Annotated in this window: 16 protein-coding genes; 9 read left to right on the top strand and 7 right to left on the bottom strand. The window is 40.1% G+C overall.

The window, feature by feature from the left end:
- Positions 1-3: 3 nt before the first annotated feature.
- Entirely contained in the window at positions 4-1,218 is a 1,215-nt protein-coding gene (locus tag KVT11_RS00620) for a metallophosphoesterase family protein (RefSeq protein ID WP_210552348.1), read from the bottom strand.
- A gap of 174 nt (positions 1,219-1,392) precedes the next feature.
- On the opposite strand from KVT11_RS00620, the gene KVT11_RS00615 reads away from it, so the two are divergent.
- Positions 1,393-1,581 (top strand): YhzD family protein, encoded by a 189-nt coding sequence (locus tag KVT11_RS00615; protein WP_024719988.1) that lies wholly within the window; start codon positions 1,393-1,395, stop codon positions 1,579-1,581.
- Positions 1,582-1,616: 35 nt separating this feature from the next.
- Here the strand turns inward: KVT11_RS00615 and KVT11_RS00610 are convergent, their stop codons facing one another.
- Positions 1,617-2,432: an enoyl-CoA hydratase gene (locus KVT11_RS00610; protein ID WP_210552347.1), complete on the bottom strand. Its 816-nt coding sequence runs from the start codon at positions 2,430-2,432 to the stop codon at positions 1,617-1,619.
- Positions 2,433-2,567: 135 nt separating this feature from the next.
- On the opposite strand from KVT11_RS00610, the gene KVT11_RS00605 reads away from it, so the two are divergent.
- The 3 genes from KVT11_RS00605 (at position 2,568) to KVT11_RS00595 (ending at position 4,683) form a co-directional block, all read left to right on the top strand.
- Entirely contained in the window at positions 2,568-2,894 is a 327-nt protein-coding gene (locus tag KVT11_RS00605; protein WP_223255612.1) for a potassium:proton antiporter, read from the top strand.
- A 64-nt stretch (positions 2,895-2,958) separates the two neighbouring features.
- The gene (locus KVT11_RS00600) at positions 2,959-3,456 is read left to right on the top strand and encodes a cation:proton antiporter regulatory subunit (RefSeq protein WP_017366937.1); all 498 of its coding nucleotides are present in this window, start codon (positions 2,959-2,961) and stop codon (positions 3,454-3,456) included.
- A 3-nt stretch (positions 3,457-3,459) separates the two neighbouring features.
- Positions 3,460-4,683: a cation:proton antiporter gene (locus tag KVT11_RS00595; RefSeq protein ID WP_007497140.1), complete on the top strand. Its 1,224-nt coding sequence runs from the start codon at positions 3,460-3,462 to the stop codon at positions 4,681-4,683.
- Positions 4,684-4,719: 36 nt separating this feature from the next.
- On the opposite strand, the gene KVT11_RS00590 is transcribed toward KVT11_RS00595, so the two are convergent.
- The 5 genes from KVT11_RS00590 to KVT11_RS00570 form a co-directional block, all read right to left on the bottom strand.
- Positions 4,720-5,994, bottom strand: coding sequence for a lysine N(6)-hydroxylase/L-ornithine N(5)-oxygenase family protein (locus KVT11_RS00590; protein ID WP_210552346.1), 1,275 nt, complete (start codon positions 5,992-5,994; stop codon positions 4,720-4,722).
- 75 nt (positions 5,995-6,069) lie between these two features.
- The gene (locus KVT11_RS00585) at positions 6,070-7,569 is read right to left on the bottom strand and encodes a coproporphyrinogen III oxidase (protein ID WP_210552345.1); all 1,500 of its coding nucleotides are present in this window, start codon (positions 7,567-7,569) and stop codon (positions 6,070-6,072) included.
- 113 nt (positions 7,570-7,682) lie between these two features.
- A complete protein-coding gene (locus KVT11_RS00580; RefSeq protein ID WP_008348923.1) occupies positions 7,683-8,549 on the bottom strand; it encodes a Cof-type HAD-IIB family hydrolase in 867 nt (288 codons plus the stop codon).
- A 446-nt stretch (positions 8,550-8,995) separates the two neighbouring features.
- Positions 8,996-9,352: a YlbF/YmcA family competence regulator gene (locus tag KVT11_RS00575; protein WP_008348927.1), complete on the bottom strand. Its 357-nt coding sequence runs from the start codon at positions 9,350-9,352 to the stop codon at positions 8,996-8,998.
- Positions 9,353-9,474: 122 nt separating this feature from the next.
- Positions 9,475-10,608 (bottom strand): DUF445 domain-containing protein, encoded by a 1,134-nt coding sequence (locus KVT11_RS00570; RefSeq protein ID WP_017360325.1) that lies wholly within the window; start codon positions 10,606-10,608, stop codon positions 9,475-9,477.
- Positions 10,609-10,822: 214 nt separating this feature from the next.
- On the opposite strand from KVT11_RS00570, the gene KVT11_RS00565 reads away from it, so the two are divergent.
- The 5 genes from KVT11_RS00565 to KVT11_RS00545 all read left to right on the top strand — a co-directional run bounded on the left by KVT11_RS00565 (position 10,823) and on the right by KVT11_RS00545 (position 15,740).
- Positions 10,823-11,929 carry a YheC/YheD family protein gene (locus KVT11_RS00565; RefSeq protein WP_035392532.1) on the top strand — a complete coding sequence of 369 codons (1,107 nt, stop codon included), beginning with the start codon at positions 10,823-10,825 and terminating at the stop codon, positions 11,927-11,929.
- The gene (locus KVT11_RS00560; protein WP_050827101.1) at positions 11,886-13,244 is read left to right on the top strand and encodes a YheC/YheD family endospore coat-associated protein; all 1,359 of its coding nucleotides are present in this window, start codon (positions 11,886-11,888) and stop codon (positions 13,242-13,244) included. Before KVT11_RS00565 ends, KVT11_RS00560 begins: the two co-directional genes overlap by 44 nt.
- Positions 13,245-13,389: 145 nt before the next feature.
- Positions 13,390-13,599 carry a YheE family protein gene (locus tag KVT11_RS00555; protein ID WP_008348933.1) on the top strand — a complete coding sequence of 70 codons (210 nt, stop codon included), beginning with the start codon at positions 13,390-13,392 and terminating at the stop codon, positions 13,597-13,599.
- Positions 13,600-13,619: 20 nt separating this feature from the next.
- Complete coding sequence (locus tag KVT11_RS00550) at positions 13,620-14,495, top strand: helix-turn-helix domain-containing protein (RefSeq protein WP_116306660.1); 876 nt, start codon at positions 13,620-13,622, stop codon at positions 14,493-14,495.
- A 138-nt stretch (positions 14,496-14,633) separates the two neighbouring features.
- A complete protein-coding gene (locus KVT11_RS00545) occupies positions 14,634-15,740 on the top strand; it encodes an ABC transporter ATP-binding protein (protein WP_024719977.1) in 1,107 nt (368 codons plus the stop codon).
- The last annotated feature ends 200 nt before the right edge of the window (positions 15,741-15,940 follow it).

Below are 15,940 nucleotides of genomic sequence, written 5' to 3'. Positions count from 1 at the left end.
TTCTCATAAATGCTTCAGCTGTTCTGCCAGCAGCCTTTGTGCCTCTTCTTTAATATCGATCTCGTCCTCTTTTGTAAAAGCTCTTCCTGCCTTTCTATAGGTTGGATGACGCTTGATCGGTGAAAGCAGCTCATCATACGCATCAAACTCGGCAATTTCTGCTGTTAGTTCTGTCAAAAAAGAATCTTCTGGATAGACGGCATCTTCATGTGTCCGGCAGTCAATCGACATCACCCAAACGAACAAGTCTTCATCTTCCTCCTGTTCATGAAGAACAGCCATCAGCTCCTCAAGCACTTCAAGCTGCGTGAGCTCCATATAAGCAGGAGCATCGCCAGTTAGTTCGATTTTCACAAAATGAGGAACACCTCTCTCTTTCAGTCCACTCATCTTTTTGTCCACAAGTATCACAAGATCGGTCATATGAGCGGTATGTGTGATATCTATTGTCAATGTCTCAAAGATGACATCTGAACAGCCCATAAACTCCGCTCTTTGAGCATCTTCAGATAGGTAAACGACATAACAGCCTTTCTCTCCTGTTTCTTTTATATGTCTTCCTTGCACGTTTCCAGGATAGATCACCATTGGGTCTTCATGCAGAAGAGCCCGCTTATGAATATGTCCAAGCGCCCAATAATCAAAATCCCGCGCTAGAAGCTGCTGAAGCTGAAATGGTGCATACGCATCATGCCCTTCTTGACCTGCTAATGTGCCGTGAAGCATTGCAATATGATAAGGGGCATCTGTTGTTTTTTCATAATAAGGTGTCATATTTTCATGGACAGCTCGATCTTTGTAGCTGAACCCGTAAATACTTGCCACAAGCTGACCTTCTCTATAAAAGGCTTGCTCACTTGGCGTACTGCTCAAAAAAACGTGAACATTCTCTGGCCACTCAATTGGTGTCCATTCACCACCTAAATGATCATGATTACCATAAATAATAAACACTTCAATCCCGTGTGATTGTAGCTGTAGAAACTGATTTCTTAAAAAAAGCTGTGCTTTTAGGCTGCGATTCGATTCGTCAAATAGATCTCCGCTCAGCAGCATAAAGTCTACTTCTCGATCAATTGCAAGTTCAAACATGTTCTTGGCACTTTGAAATGTACTTTCTTTCAACCTCTTAAAAATTCGGTTCGGTATATTGGACATTCCCGCAAACGGACTATCTAAATGAAGATCTGCGGCATGAATAAAAGTGAGCTTCGTCAAACGTCTATCTCCTTGTACGTTACTGTAGTTGTCCATATTTTATCACGCCGTTTTTACGAATGCACGTTCTATCGCTCTCATTCTAAAAAAACACATTTTTAGGGGTGAAAAAAGAGGTTTTAACTTCCTCCTTGTATAATTCATTAAAAAACAAGAAGGAAGGGAAGATCAGAGATGGAGAAAACCTACTATTTGACTGTATTTGATTCGTCAGGTGAAACCTTATTAAACGAAAAAATCACCACAGATAGTGATGAAAAAGCAAAAGAATTAGGACGTCATCGTTTAATCGAACAACAATACACAAAGCATTCTCACCGGCTCGTAAATGATGCAGGTAAACTTCTTTTATTTGAACGTTAAAAAAGCCGGCATCCGCCGGCCATTCATTCTTCTATTTAATGAAACACAGGACGTCTTTTTTCCAAAAACGCTTGAACACCCTCCTGATGATCACGGCTTTGTCTCAGTCTAGCTTGTGCAGCACGCTCTTTTTGAAGAACGGCTAACAACTGTGATTCTGACTGCTGAAAATAAATCATCTTTGTTTCAACAAAGGCTTGAAGCGGCATATTTAAAAATGGCTTGACGCACGCTTTCTGATAAGTATCCACCTCATCTTGAAACACGCCGTCTGCAAGGCGAAGCTTGAGCGCTTCTTCAGCCGGCAGCTTTTGCCCGCTCCAAATCAATTGTTTAGCGGTTTGCTCACTAACTCTTTTGGTGAGGAAAAAATGCCCTCCGCCATCTGGGATTAACCCGATTCCATTAAAGTTCATGGCAAGCTTAGCATCTTGATGCATAAACAAATAGTCACAGCTAAGGGCAAAGCTAAAAGCAAGACCAGCCGCTGCCCCGTGGACAAGTGCAATCGTCACTTTTTTCATACTGGCTAAAGAAAGTGTAATTCCCTCGATCAAATCCATCACGCGATGAAAATCTTCTTCACGATCTTGCTTTAGCATCATGCCAATATCTCCGCCTGCTGAAAACCCTTTGCCCATCCCCTTAAGAACAACAATTTTCGCACTGCTCTCACTCGCTGTATCACACGCTTCCTTCAATTCAGCAAACATGTCAAAATGAAACGAATTATACGCTTCAGGTCTATTGAAAGCGATTTCAAAAATATCCCCGTCTACCTGACAATTGATATATGTCATCATCCATTCCCCCTCTTTCTTTTCAAGCTCATGACTTACTTCAATTTCCATCAAGTAATTCCTTTTCCTCTACATAAAAAATTTCAAGATCAACTGATACTAAAATAAGCATAATTGTTGAAACGAGAAATATATTTTTATATAGTAAAATAAGAAATAAAACATCATTTGAAAGGGGGAGGATGATTGATAAGAAGTTCCATATGTATATTGATTAGCTGCATCGTCATGTTTTCTCCCTTTTCAAATGTCGTTTTTGCTTCACAAGCAGAAGCGAGCACACCAGGCCTGATTTCTCCATCGATTTATGATGAAGAAATCAACGCTGTGAAGACACCTCCATTCTCAAAAAAACATGCCGCATCTCTTCTGTTAAAACAGAGGTTATCAATAGGCGCTTCAAAAGCTTTTCTTGTAAAGCTTGCACCAGCCACTGCGTTATCTATTGATTTATGTTTTTTAGAAATGAAGTGTGCAATCCCCATTATGTACCAATCAAATTACCTCGACTGATTCATTTTATTTCATCCGTACTCACTATATGAAAAACAAAACCTATCATATTCGGAGGGATAAAATGAACATTAAAGAAAATGATCTTCCTGGGATTGGAAAGAAATTTGAAATTGAAACGAGAAATAGAGAAAAGATGACGATTGTGATTCATGATGATGGCAGACGGGAGATTTATCGTTTCGACGATGAAGATCCAGATGAAGTACTGTCCACCATTTCTCTCGATGATGCTGAAGCCCGGCAAATTGCTGCCATTATTGGCGGTATGGTGTATAAGCCGCAAGCACTTGAAACGATTGAAATGGCGTTCAATGATTTGATCATTGAATGGTTTAAGGTAGAAAAAGACGCAAAAGCGGTTGGACATACACTCGGCGATTTAGATGTGAGACAAAATTATGAAGTTACCGTCATTGCGATCATTAAACATACAAATGAAAAATTACTCAACCCCGGTGCCGATTCGATTATTCAAGCAAATGATACGATGGTCATTTCAGGCGAAAGAAAACACTTGAAGCGATTGATACGTGATTTTCTTTCTAGAGGGGGAGAGTGATGAATGGATCATTTAGTCTTTGAAGTTGGAACGGCGCTTATTCTCATCGCCATTGCCAGCTTAATCGCCAATAAAATTAAATTTTCTATCATTCCTTTTCTCATTGTCCTCGGGATGATTGTTGGTCCGCATGCACCAACCATCGGGATCATTGATTTGAAGTTTATCGAGAGCACCGAGATTATTTCATTTTTTGGTAGAATGGGTGTCCTGTTCCTTCTATTCTACCTTGGGCTTGAGTTCTCTGTCGGCAAACTCATAAAATCGGGTAAATCCATTGCAGTCGGCGGATCTATTTATATTTTGATCAACTTTAGCTTAGGATTGCTTTATGGGTTTATCACAGGCTTTGGATTCCTTGAAGTTCTCATTATGGCAGGCGTTATCACCATTTCATCCAGCGCCATTGTCGCCAAAGTCCTTGTCGATTTAAAACGGACAGCGAACCCTGAAACAGAGTTAATTCTTGGGATTATTATGTTTGAGGATATTTTTCTCGCCGTCTATTTATCTGTTGTATCCGGTCTTGTCCTTGGAGATGCCACGTCCGTTGGCGGTGCCTTATTATCTATTTTAATCGCTTTTGGTTACATGATGATTTTCTTTATCATCGCACGTAAGCTGCCAAAACTATTAAACAAACTATTCGATATCCGTTCAAATGAAGTATTTATCATTGTCATTTTTGCCGCTTTGTTCTTCGTGGCTGGTTTTTCAGAGACGATTCATGTCGCAGAGGCCATTGGCGCTCTCTTACTCGGTCTTGTGTTTTCAGAAACAGAGCACTCAGACCGCATTGAACATCTCGTTGTTCCTTTTAGAGATTTCTTTGGCGCCATGTTCTTCTTCAGCTTTGGACTAAGTATTGATCCATTTACATTAGGAGATGCCTTCTGGCTTGCGATCGGTGCTGTCATTCTCACCTTGATCGGGAACTTCACCGCTGGGATGTTTGCTGGAAGAAGAGCCGGTTTCTCTCATAAAGCCTCTTCTAATATTGGATTAACCATCGTATCAAGAGGAGAGTTTTCCATCATTGTAGCCGAACTTGGAATTGCAGGCGGGCTTGCCGCTACATTGAAGCCATTTGCTGCATTATATGTATTAATCCTTGCGATTTTAGGACCGCTAGTGACGAAAGAATCAAAGCGTATCTATCAAATCCTAAACAAAATCTTCAAATGGAAAACTGAAAAACCAAAAGTAAAAAGAGAAACAACCATTTAATTGAAAAGGGCCCTGTGCAGGGGCCCTTTTTTATATCTATTCAAATTGCTGAAATGCTGTTTCTTGCTTCACTTGTTCTTTCGTATCCCCGCGAATGGTTCGGATGACTTTCTGATTGCGGTAGATCGATAGTTTTAAATTGGTCGCCGCTGTTCCATGAGAGTGATCGAGGTTCGTGAATGTAAAGAGATGATGAGACCGTTTGTCTTTAAACACAAGCCTGAAGTCGTCTGTCACTTTAAAATGCTCATCGCTTTCCCATTCAATCAATGGTTCATATGCGCTAAACCATTCCGGAATATTAGGCTTATATCCTGTAGCCAATACAACATGATCGACTGTGATTTTCTTTTCTTTCTTCAGCTGCCATTGTTTCAAATGCAGCTCTACCTGCTGCTCATCCTCCATATGTATCGCTTCAAGCTCAATCATTGGCTGAATGAGTACAGATGGCTCTTCTCCTGAAACGGATCGATGGTACAATTCCTGATAAATGCGAGAAAGCGTCGATGCATCTATGCCATTCCTTAATCCTGCCAGTCTAGGCAATGTGTTCATCCGTTCTTCATAAGGAAGGGAATGAAAATATTCAACATACTTAGGTGTAAATAGCTCCTGACCAAGCTCCGCTGTCTCTAGTTCTCTAAATTCACTTGAACGTGTAAACCATGAAAGCTGCTGTCCTTTCTTCTGATGCTGAAGCAGGTCTAAGAAAATTTCAGCTGCACTCTGACCTGAACCAATCACCGCCACCTTTTCAGCTTCATGAAGTTCTTTTTGTTGATCTATATAACGGCTGCTATGGGTCACATGCGGCAACGCAGCTTCTGGCACATCGACAGGAATCATCGGCTTGCTTCCAGTACCAAGGACGACATGCTTTGCACGATATTCAGAAAGCGCCCCATCTTTCAACCGCCGAACTTTTACAAGATACCCGTCTTCACAGTCGGTCACTTCTTCCACCTTCATCCCGAACTGACAGCTATCTAATTCACCTGCAACCCAGGATAAATACTCATTGAATTCTCTCCGGGGGATATCAAATTGTTCAAATGTATAAAAGCGGTGAAGCCTGTTTGATTCATGTAAATAATTTAAAAATGTATACTTGCTCCTTGGATTAGCCATTGTCACAAGGTCCGCTAGAAAGGAAACTTGTAAGTCCGTTCCTTTGATGAGCATACCAGGATGCCAAGCAAATTCGGTTTCCTGTTCAAAAAAACAGCATGTCACATCTTCATACTCCTCTAATAAAGCGGCCAATCCTAAATTTGCTGGCCCAATCCCAATTCCGATCACATCCATCATATGTACACCTGCTTTATCTTTTTACCCCCTATATACCCTTTTACAAATGAAAAAAACACTGCGTCACCGCAGTGTTTACATGTGAGAAACAAATAATGACTCAAGGAATTGAATCTTCTCTTCCGTATAGTGCTCATAACGATCATTATAAGACTTTGGATCTTTTGGATTGGCATATTGCGTAATTTTTCCAGTTCGCGGATCAATGAATTTACTCGCAGCACCGCATCCGATGCCAATGATCGTCTGCACCTCTTCCATGATGATAATATTATACAAACTTTCCTGTCCATCTAACGAATACCCGACATTTTCGAGATTCCCTAAAATGTTTTTTTGTCTGTATAAATAGTACGGATGATAGTCATGTGCCTTTGTCCAAGCAACCGCTTCATCCATCATACGTGTGATCTCTTCTCGGTCTGCCACTTGATACTTTTCCTTATTGCGGGTCATTTCAGACGCTCTCTTAAAGGAAAGTGTATGCACCGTTAAAGATTCGGGCTTCAGTTCTTCTGTCTTGTACAAGGAATGTTGGAATTCCTTTAGCCCTTCTCCTGGCAGCCCGATGATTAAGTCCATGTTAATATTATTCATGCCATACTGCCTTGATAAATGATACTTTTCAATCGTTTCTTCCACACTATGGTGCCGGCCAATCGCTTTCAATGTTTCATTCTCATATGATTGCGGATTGATACTAATCCGGTCAATATGATAACGGTTGAGCACTTCCAGCTTATCAGGTGAAATCGTATCAGGTCGTCCCGCTTCTACAGTGACTTCCCGAATATGTTTCACATCTGGAAAAGAGCGATACATCTCCTCATACAGCAAATCCATTTCTTCTGCTGTAATACTCGTTGGAGTACCTCCGCCAAAATAAACAGTCGTCACTTTAATCCCATGTTCCTTTAACCATTCGCCCATTTTTTGCATCTCATAATGCAGCCCAAAAAGAAACGTTCCCACTCTTCCAGCTTGTCCTTGAATGGCATAAGCAGGGAACGTGCAATAAGCACATTTTGTTGGACAGAAAGGAATACCGATATAAATACTCACTTCCTCCTGTAGATCGTACAGATCTGGAATGGCTTTGATTTGACGATCAACAATCTCCTGCATCAAATGGATCTTTTCATCATGAATCAAGTAATCGCGCTTTAACGCAGCATGTGCTTCTTCCTTTGTCATGCCTTCTCTTAGCATCTTATGAAGTAATTTCGTAGGGCGTATCCCCGTAAGAATCCCCCATTTTTGCGTCATTCCTGTATATTCCTGAAGCAGATGTAAATAAACAGACAGCACAGTGTTTTTGATTTGCTTCCAGCGCTCTTTATCGTTCAAGCCCTCTGGCATCTCTCTTGTAAAACGACTCGTCATATCTGATCCAGCAATATGGCCAGAAGCCTCCACCATACCGCCAGTTTCTTTCCAATCAAACACCATGACCAGGCCAGCGTTTGCTTCACCTGAATCAAACAGCACTTCACTATCTTCCTCGAATAAATTGGCTATATTGACAAGCGGTCGATGAAATCGTTCATCAGACAGCCCTTTAACTAAAATTCGCATCGTATCACCTTTATCTTCAAACTTGTTTCATTTTACAAAATTCATCTAGGAAAAGCAATGAAGAGAACAGACGAAGGCCCTGCCATTTCTTAATAGACAGGGCCTTCATTATATTATCGTTTAATATCAAATTGATGTAAAAAACCTTCCCTTTGCTGCATTCTAAAGTATTCTTTGATCATATAAGCAACACCCTGTTCATCATGAGAACGTGTCACCCAATCGGCTTTACGTTTGACCGAATGAGGTGCATTCCCCATCGCAACGCCTAAGCCAGCTAACTCAAGCATCGGGATGTCGTCTGTCCCGTGACCGATCACGACCGTATCTTCTAATGTAAAACCTAATGCTGAGGTTAAAAGAGAAAGTCCTGCCTCTTTCGATACCCCTTTGCATACAATGTTCATTTTCTCATCACTGATCTTAATCAGATCAACAGATGGGAATGCTTGTTGAATGGTTGTGTGGATTTCAGGCTGAAGTGCTGCCGTCGAATACACTTCAATGACAGGTGTGCTAACCGGTTCATCCATGAGCATATCACTTAATGATTCAACAAATTGAACGGGATAGAAAATGGGATCAGACGGATGAATCAACGTTTTTCCCATCAATTGAGACTGTGTTTTTTTCCGATTGCCGATTGAGAATTTTTCATGTAACAAGCGAACATTACAATCAAAGCTTTCAAGGATCTGCACAAGATTAAATGTTTTCTCTTCCGTTAATTTCTTCACATGGAGCGGCTCATCAAGCTTATCAGCGATAAATGCACCACTATGCGTCACAAGAGTTGAAGTCGGTATTTTCAACGCCTTGGCAATTTTTTGTGCAGATCGAAAATGACGGTTGGTGACAATCGTCACGTAAACCCCTTTTTTCTTAACATATTCCACAGCTTCTTTTGTAGCGGAATGGATTTTCCCATTGGAACGAAGTAACGTTCCATCTATATTGAGTGCAAGTAGCTTTTTTGACACTGAGGCATCCCCCTTCTTGATGACTGTACTTACGATGAGGATATGCCCTAGCTTAGCGCTTTAGAACATGCAGTTGAAGCAGCCCTTGTTTTATGCCTCAATCGCAAATAAAAAAAGCCTACCCCTAGGCTTTTTTTTATGTATGGTTTGGATGCGTAACAATGGCGTGATGAAGCTCCCCATGATCCCCTCATCTTTCACACACCAAAGCATTGCTTATATCATATCCCCTTATGCTTTGCTTTTCTCCCAGAAGCGCTTCTCTCTCATTTGACTCATCGTCGTAAATCCAAAGTGGAACGCACCCAATTCATCACGATAGCGCTTTTTGAAAGCACTTTCAATAAGTATTATCGCAGAATTTACGAGCTTCGACAACCCTTTTTTTAAAGATATACAAGCGGCGATATGAATGAAAAAAAGGGCGAATATGATCGCCCTTTCAATTAATTTTCTTCTGTATTTCCATAAAGCTCTTCAAGAGGCTTCATGATAATTTTATTTAATTCACCGATGAGAACACTTACGCGTTGTTCTGCTTCCATCAACTGAGAGATTTTATCGTGCTGCTGCACAAGTGCAACCGTTTTTTGCGCTTGCTCTACTTCTTCTTGTGTAATCTCTTGACCAGTCATTTGTTTTTGTTGAAGGTTTACTTGAATGTCACGGAAGTTCTCAAACATTCTTTTAGAGGATTCATCCCCGTTTACCTCATCATAAAGATTTCTTAACGCTGAATATTCTTCGCTATGACGCAGTGCTTTTTCAAGGTCATATGCAACATCATAAAGATTTACAGACATGTTATGTCTCCTTTCTATCCGTTATCACCGATATGGATCGGCGGACACCACTCCACTATAACAAACTATGGCTTTCGTTTCACATATATACAATAAATTCATCGAAATTTCTCGATCTTGCCTTAGAATAAGGTGACAAAAATCGCTTGGACAGCACCGATCAATCCACCTAAAAGACCGCCTAAAAATGTGATCATCTTCAGCTCCTTATTAGATATGCTGATCACAAGCTCTTCCATTTTTTCAAGCGGGAAAAGTTCAATTTGTTCACGAATAATTTCTTCAAATTGGAGCTTTGCGAGCAGTCCCTCAAGCGCATTAGATGCGGCTTCAATCCCTTTATCAATGAGAGATGGAGCAAACTTGGTCTTAAGATCATCCGCTACTGCACTGATGTAAACTCCTACTGGTCTATCTAACAGAACCTTTGTAGAAAAATGTGAAAGCAATTGCTTTTTCACACTAAATAGAAGCTCTTTCACATTCCATTTTTTATCAAGCTCATGTAAAGAAAATTGCTTTACCTTGTCCCATTCTTGAACAAGTAAATCTGATAAAAACCTTTTTGTCTCTGCATTCTTTAAGAACTTCATCATTTCAGGATGTACGCGATCAATTAAGCTTGAATTCCCTAAAAACATTTGGACCATACTGCCAAGCATTCCTCGTTCTTTTAAGAAATCATCTATCATATGACCGAGTCTTGCTTTTCCCTCATCACTTTCAAAGTAATGAATGCCTCTCTTTAAAATATAATCTGCGGCATCTGGAATTTTGGATGCAAGCTTATTTTCTACATCCTGTGGCAGCAGCTCAGACAACGTTTGCTGATCATACTTTTCAAGCAGTGAGTGGAGCTTATGATCAGTCCACTGATGAAGCCATGCGTCAGCTTTAACGTCAGCCTGTGAAAAACCGTATCTTTCTAACATGGAGAAAACCGTCATTTCCATATCAGCACCTTTATCAATATATCGGTGCACTGTCTGCAATATCTCTTGCCTTGCCTCCGATGATTCAAATCGTTTTTGAATACCCTCTGGCGTTAGTAAATGCTCCATCACCATGACGCCAACCTGCTTGGCTACTTCATCTCTCCTTTTAGGAATAAGACCTGGTGTAAATGGGAGCTGCTTCCCAAATAAATAATATGGCTTATACGGACGAAAGAGCATTTTAATTGCGAGATGGTTTGTTGCTGCCCCTATAACTGCACCTATCACAATCATAAAGATAAACGTTGTGAATATATCCAAAGTCGTCATCTACCTTTCAAACAACACCTGAAGTTTATTGTTTTTATCTATACGTATTATAGTTGTTGTCAAGAGCCCAAGCAAATGAAGCATTCAATGTGACATATGAGACAACGATCTGTCGTAATGATATAGGAACGCCAAGTTTATGTAAAATCAACAAAAAGTGTTTTTCAGATGTTAAAAAAAGAATTTGAAAAGTAGGTGTTGTTTCATGACGTCAACGCTCGGCATTGTCACTCTTTCTCCGAAGCATGAAGAGGCATTCACACTTCAGCTTGCCAAAGCAGCCTCTTCTTTTGATTTAGAAGTTGTTCGTTTTTCACCTCTAGATTTAAAGCCTGCTTCAAATATCATTCACGGTCAAAAATTTAAGACTGGCAAAGGATTTGAAGCGTCAGAATTTCAGATTCCTGACTTGATTTATGATCGTTGTCTTTATCAGCATGACGCACAATCTAAAAAAGCAAAACCTATCATGAATTGGTTAAAAAAGTATCCAAAAACCGTTTTTTTGAATACTGGAATTTCAAATAAAATGCGGCTATTCGAGCAGCTCCGTCTCCTGCCTTCTTTACAACCATACTTACCAGTCTGCTCTCTATTGACAGAGCCTTCAGACCTTCTCAACTTGGTCAGAAAGGGCGGATATTGTAAAATACAGCCGCTTTCTCAACAGCACGCAGCACCCTCTTGCTTCATTTCTTTAAGAGACAAATCACTCATTACTGTGCAGCTAAACGCTAAGCAAATCATCACCTTTTCACATTCAGAAGAGGTTGAGCGTTGGTGCAAAAAGTATATCGGCCGATCTTTCCTTCAATTTTTTAACACGAATGATCAAAAAGACGTTATATTCAATGAAATTAGGATTTTTCTTATAAAAAATTCACAAAATCAATGGAATAGCATGGGGATTCATACAAAACCATCAGTAGAAAACAGCCTTTTAAGCAATACACAAAATTCCATTCATGTGGTAGCCTTTGATCACTATTTAAACTCATTAAAGCCACACATCAAGGAGCTGTTGTTAGATGATATTGCCTCCATTCAGTCATCTCTTCCAGCGTTTATAGACAAAACTTTCTCACCGTGTATTGAATTCGCTATAGACTTGCTTCATACAAATGAAGGCAGACTTTTCATCTCAAATGTAAGATCAAAGCCAGGACGATCCTCTTTTTTAAAAGCTTACCCTGAGAGGGAGAATCAATTGATTCAGACCATACTTGAACATGCCAAATCGATGATGGCTGAAGAAAAGGAGGTTCCTTATGAAGAGAAAACGCTACATCATCGCTCCTCATTCAGCAAGTGAAAAAACAGTACATCTCCCTGCTCAGTTTAAAGAGCAGGAGGCAATTTTATCTATTGCTTTAGGTTCTTGTTTAGTAGATGATTTCACCATTTCCTATCATCATCAATCACAAAGGATTTTATTATCAGAAGACCTTTATCGCACTTTACTCATTCCATACAAAACGAAAGCTGATGTCATATTAGTTCAACATACACTCTATATAGGACCTCTCATCGGCATTTTCACTGCAGGATTCGAACAAAATACAGCACCTTTAGGCGCAAGATCTTCCTATTTTATAAAACTGCTGCAATCTTGCAGGCAGCATGCTGGTTTTGCATATCTTTTTGGTACTCATTCGATCGATTGGGATAAAGGAATAGTAGACGGTTTGCTTTACCAAGAGGAGCGCTGGGTAAAAAAGCAGATGCCCCTCCCATCCGTTGTTTATGACCGGCTGCCTAATAGAAAGGCTGCTCAGTCGGCATTCATTCAAGAAACAAAACGAAAACTCACTCAAGACTACGATATCCCTTGGTTCAACCCTTATTTTTTTAATAAATGGGACATTCATGAACAGCTATTAACAGATGAAAAAACAAGCTCTTTCTTACCACATTCCATACGATTAGATCCTGTTGATGCTTTAAATACAATAGAAACACTCCTTCATCTGCATCATGTCATTTATTTAAAACCAACAAACGGCAGTCACGGAGACGGTATTTATCAGTTAAAGAAGACGGAAAACGGGATCACTGTCTGCTCAAATAAAGGGAAATGCACTTCATATCATTCCGTAGATCATTTCGTGAAAAAACTGCGGGAAGATTGTGCAATTCACGACTTGATTGCACAACAAGGCATTGAGCTTCTTCAAATAGACAATCAACCACTGGATTTTAGAATTCATACGAATAAAAATAAGTATGGTCATTGGACTGTTACAGCCGCTGCTGGAAAAGTTTCAGGAGATCACACTGTCACAACCCATCAACTGCATGGTGGTTCAGTAAAAACACTGTATGATATCTTTCCTGATGCAGAGAAACGTTTGAAGGTTTTGCAAGAGCTCTCTGATACTGCCCTCGCACTTAGTCGTGTGATAGATGAAAAAATGCCCGGTCTGATTGGCGAAATTGGTTTTGACTTAGGTATTGATCACTTAGGTGCTATCTGGATGTTTGAAGCCAATTCTCGTCCAGGCCGCGAGATTTTTCTACATACACCATTGAAAAACTCAGAATGGCTGATTGGGAAAAGAATCGTTGAATACGCATCTTACCTAACACAAATGGCTCTTACTCCTATAGACCATGCAAACGCCTACTGATGATTTCTTTTCATGTCTCTGAAATCTGTGCTTTCCCTATGCTCTTTTCATCAGATGAGATACAATAAAACCAAGTTCAAGGTTGTTTCCGTATTGTCGTGTGTATTTATTGTTTCATCAATAAAAGCAAGGAGGCAATGATGATATGATTTCTCATTTTCAATGGAAACCTCTCTTTAAAAAAGCGCAATTACCTGGTTGGAAAATATCCTTTTTTCATAATGGTTCACACTATGAAGGCATTTATCACAAAACGGGTGATATTGAATGGGGCTCTCAGCTTCCGCCTCATGAAGTTGAACCAACCTTAAAAGAAGAAATCCACGAATTAATGCTATTCCATGTGTATGATTAAACTGTTTAAGGAGCCTCGCCATGTTAGAAAAGCTAAAACTTGTTTACGGACACCATATCATCAGTTCACCAACAAATGATAAACAAACTCTCTGGTATCAAACAGACGAAGGCGAAATATTCGGAGTAAACAAAACGGAGCTAACAGAAAGGGAAACGCTTCTTCTCAATTCATTCCTCACACCAATTGATGTACCTCATACGCAGGAAACGGAAGAAGAACAGAAATGGTACAGCTATCTCTTTGAAAACAAATCAATCACCATCGATCACTCCGTCCGTGTTCATTTTTTTAAAATGGATCACCAAGCAGAACAAAGGCAGCAAATAAAAGAGGCTGTGAACAGCAGCCTCGAACATATTCATTTCATATGGACAGGCACTGAAACAGCTATGCTCATTCAAACAAACGCTACATCAGAAAATGGTCAACTTGAACAGCTACATGATTTGTCTCAAGCCATCACAAGTGATTTTTTAACAGACGTTGTCTTCATGCAAGGACAGCTGCATTTGCCGAATGGAAATTTAAAAATGAGATTATTAAATGAACATCAGCTCTTTTTATGGCATCTGAAGCAAGGAAAACTTAGGTCAGGGGTTGCAACATTTTATCAATGTCTACCTGCTTTCATTCGCCATGATACAGACATGGTTTCTGCCGCTATTTCAGATGCTTTTATAGAAACAATCTTTGATCGGGACGTTTACCGGACTCTCAAGACCTATATGCAGTGTAATTTAAATGCATCGCAGGCAGCAAAAGCGTTATATGTTCATCGAAACAGCCTTCAGTATCGGATTGATAAATTTATTGAACGGACAGGACTAGATATACGGCATTTTCAAGAAGCGTCAGCTGCTTATTTCATGATGAATCTTCTCGATCTTTCTTAAATGATCCTAACATGAGCACCTTGCCTAAAAATGAAAATAAGATGTTGTGCACGTTGTCCATTTACAGACACCCTTCCTTTTTATACACTTCATTTATAAGTAAAGCGCTTTCAAAAAAGGACTGGGAGGCTACCACCTATGGCTGAAATGATGCTGAATCAAATTTATAAAGTGTACGATAACAAAGTAACAGCAGTAGATAACTTTAATCTACATATTGAGGATAAAGAATTTATTGTGTTTGTTGGTCCATCTGGGTGCGGAAAATCAACAACTCTCCGCATGATTGCAGGCCTTGAAGAAATTTCACAAGGGGATTTTCTATTAGACGGCAAGCGAATGAATGATGTGGCACCAAAAGATCGGGATATTGCGATGGTTTTCCAAAACTATGCCTTATACCCTCATATGAATGTGTACGATAATATGGCTTTTGGATTAAAGCTTCGAAAATTTCCTAAAGCAGAAATTGATGAGCGGGTACGAAACGCTGCAAAAATATTAGGGCTTGAACAATACTTAGATCGAAAACCTAAGGCATTGTCTGGAGGTCAAAGACAGCGTGTTGCACTTGGAAGGGCCATTGTGCGAGATGCAAAAGTCTTTCTTTTGGATGAACCTCTCTCTAATTTAGATGCTAAACTTCGAGTTCAGATGCGTGCCGAAATTTCTAAACTTCATCAGCGGCTACAGACGACATTCATCTATGTCACACACGATCAAACAGAAGCTATGACAATGGCTACTCGGCTTGTTGTCATGAAAGATGGCTTTATTCAGCAGGTTGGCGCACCAAAGGATGTGTATGAAAACCCAGAGAATGTCTTTGTAGGAGGATTTATTGGCTCTCCAGCGATGAACTTTTTTACAGGAAAACTGTCTGACGGAGCCATTGCCATTGGGAATACGCACATTCGTGTACCAGAAGGAAAAATGAAAGTATTACGCAGTCAGGGCTATATCGGAAAAGATGTGATTCTAGGCATCAGACCAGAAGATTTCCATGATGAGCCTGTGTTTATAGAGGCTTCTGAAGGAACAAAAATTGAAGCAAACGTAGAAGTGGCTGAATTAATGGGAGCCGAAACGATGCTTTATTCTTCTCTCGCTGGTCAAACGTTTATTGCACGTGTTGATTCTCGCACAGATATTCAGGCAGGTCAGACGATCCCTCTTGCCATTGATATGAATAAAGCGCACTTCTTTGATACAGAGACTGAGCTGCGCATTCGCTCAGCTGAATAAGAAGACGTTCCACAAACCATCACCATTGGGTGGTGGTTTTTTGTATATGAAAACAACATTTACCATGTTCTTTTTCCGTATGTTTTTTTCGTTGCGAACCATAATATTTAGTACAAAGCAGTTACCGCATTGGGTTTCGCCAAGTGGCAAATGACTTGGTCATTTCGCTGGTGCGATTCCAGCAAACCCAACCAAAAAAA

The organism is Bacillus sp. GbtcB10 (assembly GCF_019091365.1).
Classification (GTDB): domain Bacteria; phylum Bacillota; class Bacilli; order Bacillales; family Bacillaceae; genus Bacillus; species Bacillus altitudinis.
The sequence above is the reverse complement of the archived record's forward strand: the minus strand, read 5'-3'. Positions and strand labels throughout refer to the sequence as shown.

Bases quoted from the DNA above. Each gene is read 5' to 3' on its own strand.
- KVT11_RS00615 (WP_024719988.1), top strand. From the start codon at position 1,393: ATGGAGAAAACCTACTATTTGACTGTATTTGATTCGTCAGGTGAAACC.
- KVT11_RS00610 (WP_210552347.1), bottom strand. From the start codon at position 2,432: ATGGAAATTGAAGTAAGTCATGAGCTTGAAAAGAAAGAGGGGGAATGG.
- KVT11_RS00600 (WP_017366937.1), top strand. From the start codon at position 2,959: ATGAACATTAAAGAAAATGATCTTCCTGGGATTGGAAAGAAATTTGAA.
- KVT11_RS00595 (WP_007497140.1), top strand. From the start codon at position 3,460: ATGGATCATTTAGTCTTTGAAGTTGGAACGGCGCTTATTCTCATCGCC.
- KVT11_RS00590 (WP_210552346.1), bottom strand. From the start codon at position 5,994: ATGATGGATGTGATCGGAATTGGGATTGGGCCAGCAAATTTAGGATTG.
- KVT11_RS00585 (WP_210552345.1), bottom strand. From the start codon at position 7,569: ATGCGAATTTTAGTTAAAGGGCTGTCTGATGAACGATTTCATCGACCG.
- KVT11_RS00575 (WP_008348927.1), bottom strand. From the start codon at position 9,352: ATGTCTGTAAATCTTTATGATGTTGCATATGACCTTGAAAAAGCACTG.
- KVT11_RS00565 (WP_035392532.1), top strand. From the start codon at position 10,823: ATGACGTCAACGCTCGGCATTGTCACTCTTTCTCCGAAGCATGAAGAG.
- KVT11_RS00560 (WP_050827101.1), top strand. From the start codon at position 11,886: ATGAAGAGAAAACGCTACATCATCGCTCCTCATTCAGCAAGTGAAAAA.
- KVT11_RS00555 (WP_008348933.1), top strand. From the start codon at position 13,390: ATGATTTCTCATTTTCAATGGAAACCTCTCTTTAAAAAAGCGCAATTA.
- KVT11_RS00550 (WP_116306660.1), top strand. From the start codon at position 13,620: ATGTTAGAAAAGCTAAAACTTGTTTACGGACACCATATCATCAGTTCA.
- KVT11_RS00545 (WP_024719977.1), top strand. From the start codon at position 14,634: ATGGCTGAAATGATGCTGAATCAAATTTATAAAGTGTACGATAACAAA.